The organism is Paratractidigestivibacter sp. (assembly GCF_052362415.1).
Lineage (GTDB): Bacteria > Actinomycetota > Coriobacteriia > Coriobacteriales > Atopobiaceae > Paratractidigestivibacter.
Map to the genome: position 1 here is coordinate 1 of NZ_DAWEMK010000050.1, position 3,531 is coordinate 3,531.

The window sequence follows — 3,531 nt, forward strand, 5'->3', positions numbered from 1 at the left end:
CCGGGCCCTGCTCATCGATGCCCTTCTCGACCGCGCGGACGGCATCCGCCTGAACCGCGACTCGGGGTTTCGCCGTCTCGTCCGCGACTTCGACACCTACTCCGATGCGGACATCGAGGTCCCCGCCGACCTTAAGGCCGAGCTGCGCGCCTACCAGGAGGACGGCTTCCGCTGGCTCGGGACCCTCGAACGGTTCGGCTTCGGAGGAATCCTCGCCGACGATATGGGCTTGGGCAAGACCTTGCAGGTCATCGCCCATATTCTTGCGCGCAAAGAAGCCGCATCGGCGGGGGAGGGCGAGCAATCCGCCGGCCCCACGCTCGTTGTCTGCCCGGCCTCGCTCGTTTACAACTGGATGAGCGAGATCGCCAAGTTCGCGCCCTCTCTCGACGCCGTGGCCGTGGTCGGCACGAAGACTGCCCGCACGGCGGTTCTCGGAGGAGCGGCGGGCAAAGACGTGCTCGTTACCTCGTACGACCTTCTGCGCCGAGACGTCGAGTCCTACGCGAAGGTCCGCTTCGCTCGCGTCGTCCTCGATGAGGCGCAGTACATCAAGAACCCTAAGGCGCAGGTAACAAAGTGCGTCAAGTGCCTCGACGCCGATGTGCGCTTCGCCCTCACCGGCACGCCGATCGAGAACCGGCTGGCGGAACTCTGGAGCATCTTCGACTTCCTCATGCCCGGCTACCTCGGGTCCCGCGAGCAATTCGCCAAGCGCTACGAGGGCCCGGTCGAGCACGCCGACCACGACTCCTCGAACCTGCTGCGGTGCGCGATCGGCCCCTTTGTCCTGCGGCGCCTCAAGTCCGAGGTCCTGGCCGATCTCCCCGAGAAGACCGAGAGCGTCGTCTACGCGCAGATGGAGGCGAAGCAGCGCAAGCTCTACCTCGCGAGCCAGGATCGCCTCGCGCTCCAGGTTCAGCACATGGGGGACCGCCAGGTCAAGCAAGAGAAGCTCAAGGTCCTGGCCGAGCTCACCAAGCTCCGCCAGCTCTGCTGCGACCCGCGCCTCTACTTCGAGGGCTATGACGGCGGCTCCGCCAAGCTCGAGACCTGCATGGAACTCGTCTCGCAGGCAGTGGCGGGCGGGCACAAGGTGCTGCTCTTCTCGCAGTTCACGAGTATGCTCGAGCTGATCGGCCAGCGGCTGCGCGCCGAGCACCTGACCTTCTTCCAGCTTACGGGCGCCACGAGCAAAGAGGAGCGCGAGCGGCTCGTCAAGCGCTTCCAGGCAGGGGAGACCGACGTCTTCCTCATCTCGCTCAAGGCGGGAGGAGTGGGGCTCAACCTCACATCTGCGGACGTCGTCATCCATTACGACCCCTGGTGGAACACGGCGGCGCAGGACCAGGCGACCGACCGTGCCCACCGCATCGGTCAGCGCAGGGACGTCAGCGTCTTCAAGCTCATCTGCGAGGGGACGATCGAGGAACGCATCCTGAGGATGCAGGAGTCCAAGCGAGACCTCGCCGACAGCGTGCTCTCCGGCGAGGGCGTGAAGTCGGCGCTCCTCACCCGCGACGATCTTCTCGCCCTCCTCGGCTCTGTGTGACGCGGGGGGCGCGATGCCCCCTCGGGTCTCGGGGATTCCGCAGCCGTTCCCGAGCGCGCGTTTCCTGCGATTCTCGCCGTGATCATGGGCCGACGGAACTTTTTTTGGATTCTCGCAAAAAAGTTCTTGCATCGGGCCCCGAGTCTTTGCATAATAAACGAGCTGCCTGACGAGGGAAGCAAATGGTGGGTGTAGCTCAGTTGGTAGAGCGACGGACCGTGGCTCCGTAGGTCGAGGGTTCGAGACCCTTCACCCACCCCATAACAGAATATGGATCGTTAGCTCAGCTGGTAGAGCAGGGGACTCTTAATCCCAAGGTCCAGGGTTCGAACCCCTGACGATCCACCATTGAATTCAACGGACGCTTCGGCGTCCGTTTTCTTTTAGCTAGAATCTGGCAAGAAGGGCTCACGGCCTCTATTTTGTTGCCCGTCCGTACAGTGGGGGAGAAACTCAGTATGAAAACAGCACCCGGTATCGCCGCGATCCGCGTCGCGCTCGAGCCCGACTCCGCGTTCGCGGAGGCTGTGGAGGGCGATGCGTGCCGATGGCAGGGGAAGATCTTCGGCGCCCACACCCTCGACGTGCGCCTTGCCGACGGTACCCGTGGCTACCGCGAGATCGTCCGGCACCACGGCGGGGCAGGCGTCGTCGCGCTCGATGGGGACGGCCGCGTCTGCCTCGTGCGCCAATACCGCGTGGCGCTCGGTCGCATGACGCTCGAGGTCCCCGCGGGCAAGCTCGAGCGCGGCGAGAAGGGCGCCGTCTGCGCCGCGAGGGAGCTCGCGGAAGAGACGGGGCTTCGCGCGGGGCGCATGGAGCCGCTGGTCACGGTTTTGGGGTCGCCGGGGTTCACCGACGAGCACACCGAGGTCTTCTTTGCGCGCGACCTGCGCCAAGGGCAGGCGCGGCCGGATTCGGGGGAGCTCGTGAGCGCGCTTTGGTTCCCGCTCGGCGATGTCGTCGAAGCCGTCCTCGAAGGAGTCATCCAGGACGGGAAGACTGCTTCGGGCGTGCTCGCGGCCAAAGCGCTTCTCGATTCCGGCCGATAGATGCTAGAATGGCACCTACGCGCCGTTAGCCCAGTTGGATAGAGCAACGGACTTCTAATCCGAAGGTCGAGGGTTCGAATCCCCCACGGCGCACCAATGTGTGGGTAGGCTACAGCTTTATCGGCTGTGGCCTTTTTCTTAATAAAGGCGAGTTTGGTACATATATGTGCCGAGGAGAACGCCGGGCAAGCAGGGAGCTCGCCCCCCTGACCATAGCCTGCTCCGAGGCGCTCAAATCCACCCGCTCGCCGAATGATGGCTCGGCTCTTTGTACGCGGCGAACAAAATGAGGCTAGCTGGAGTCTTTTTTGTTGAGACAAGAGCACCGGCTTTGCGGCATACTGGAGTCTGTCGCATCCTGTCGGAAGGAGTACGTGTGATTTACACGATGACGTTGAACCCCGCGCTCGACTACGTCATGCACCCGTTGACCCTCGATATGGGCTACACCAACAGGTCCTCGAGCGAGGAGCTGCACTGCGGTGGCAACGGGATCAACATTTCCACCCTGCTCAAGGAGGTCGGCACGCCCAGCATCGCGATGGGCATCGCGGCCGGTTTCACGGGCGACTACCTGCTCCACAGGCTCCAGGAGAAGGGCATCTCGTCCAACTTCGTCTGCCTCGACTCCGGGTTCACCCGCATCAACGTGAAGCTCAACGGCATCGTCATGACGATGTGCAACGGCATGGGCCCCAAGATCTCCGAGAAGAAGGTCGACGAGCTCCTCGGCCGACTGGACGTCATCACGGGGGGCGACACGCTCGTGCTCACCGGCTCCATCCCGAGCTCTTTGCCGTCCGACATCTACGACCAGATCATGAAGCGCTTCGCCGGACGCGGCATCCAGTTCGTCGTCGACGCCCCCGGCCAGCTGCTCATGGACTCGCTGCCCGCCCACCCGTTCCTCATCAAGCCTAACAACCA

General features: G+C 63.7%; 3 protein-coding genes and 3 tRNA genes. All 6 read left to right on the forward strand.

Annotated features, from left to right (window positions below; genetic code table 11):
* Window positions 1-1,552 (forward strand): SNF2-related protein (locus ACT84W_RS06345; protein WP_444328598.1); only part of this gene is annotated, 1,552 nt, incomplete at its 5' end.
* 185 nt (window positions 1,553-1,737) lie between these two features.
* Window positions 1,738-1,813: transfer RNA gene (locus tag ACT84W_RS06350), tRNA-His, on the forward strand.
* A gap of 11 nt (window positions 1,814-1,824) precedes the next feature.
* Window positions 1,825-1,900, forward strand: a tRNA-Lys gene (locus tag ACT84W_RS06355).
* A 110-nt stretch (window positions 1,901-2,010) separates the two neighbouring features.
* Window positions 2,011-2,604 (forward strand): NUDIX hydrolase, encoded by a 594-nt coding sequence (locus ACT84W_RS06360; protein ID WP_444328599.1) that lies wholly within the window; start codon window positions 2,011-2,013, stop codon window positions 2,602-2,604.
* 19 nt (window positions 2,605-2,623) lie between these two features.
* Window positions 2,624-2,700, forward strand: a tRNA-Arg gene (locus tag ACT84W_RS06365).
* 280 nt (window positions 2,701-2,980) lie between these two features.
* A partial coding sequence (locus ACT84W_RS06370; RefSeq protein WP_444328600.1) for a 1-phosphofructokinase family hexose kinase occupies window positions 2,981-3,531 on the forward strand: 551 nt, incomplete at its 3' end.

Bases quoted from the DNA above. Each gene is read 5' to 3' on its own strand.
- ACT84W_RS06360 (WP_444328599.1), top strand. From the start codon at position 2,011: ATGAAAACAGCACCCGGTATCGCCGCGATCCGCGTCGCGCTCGAGCCC.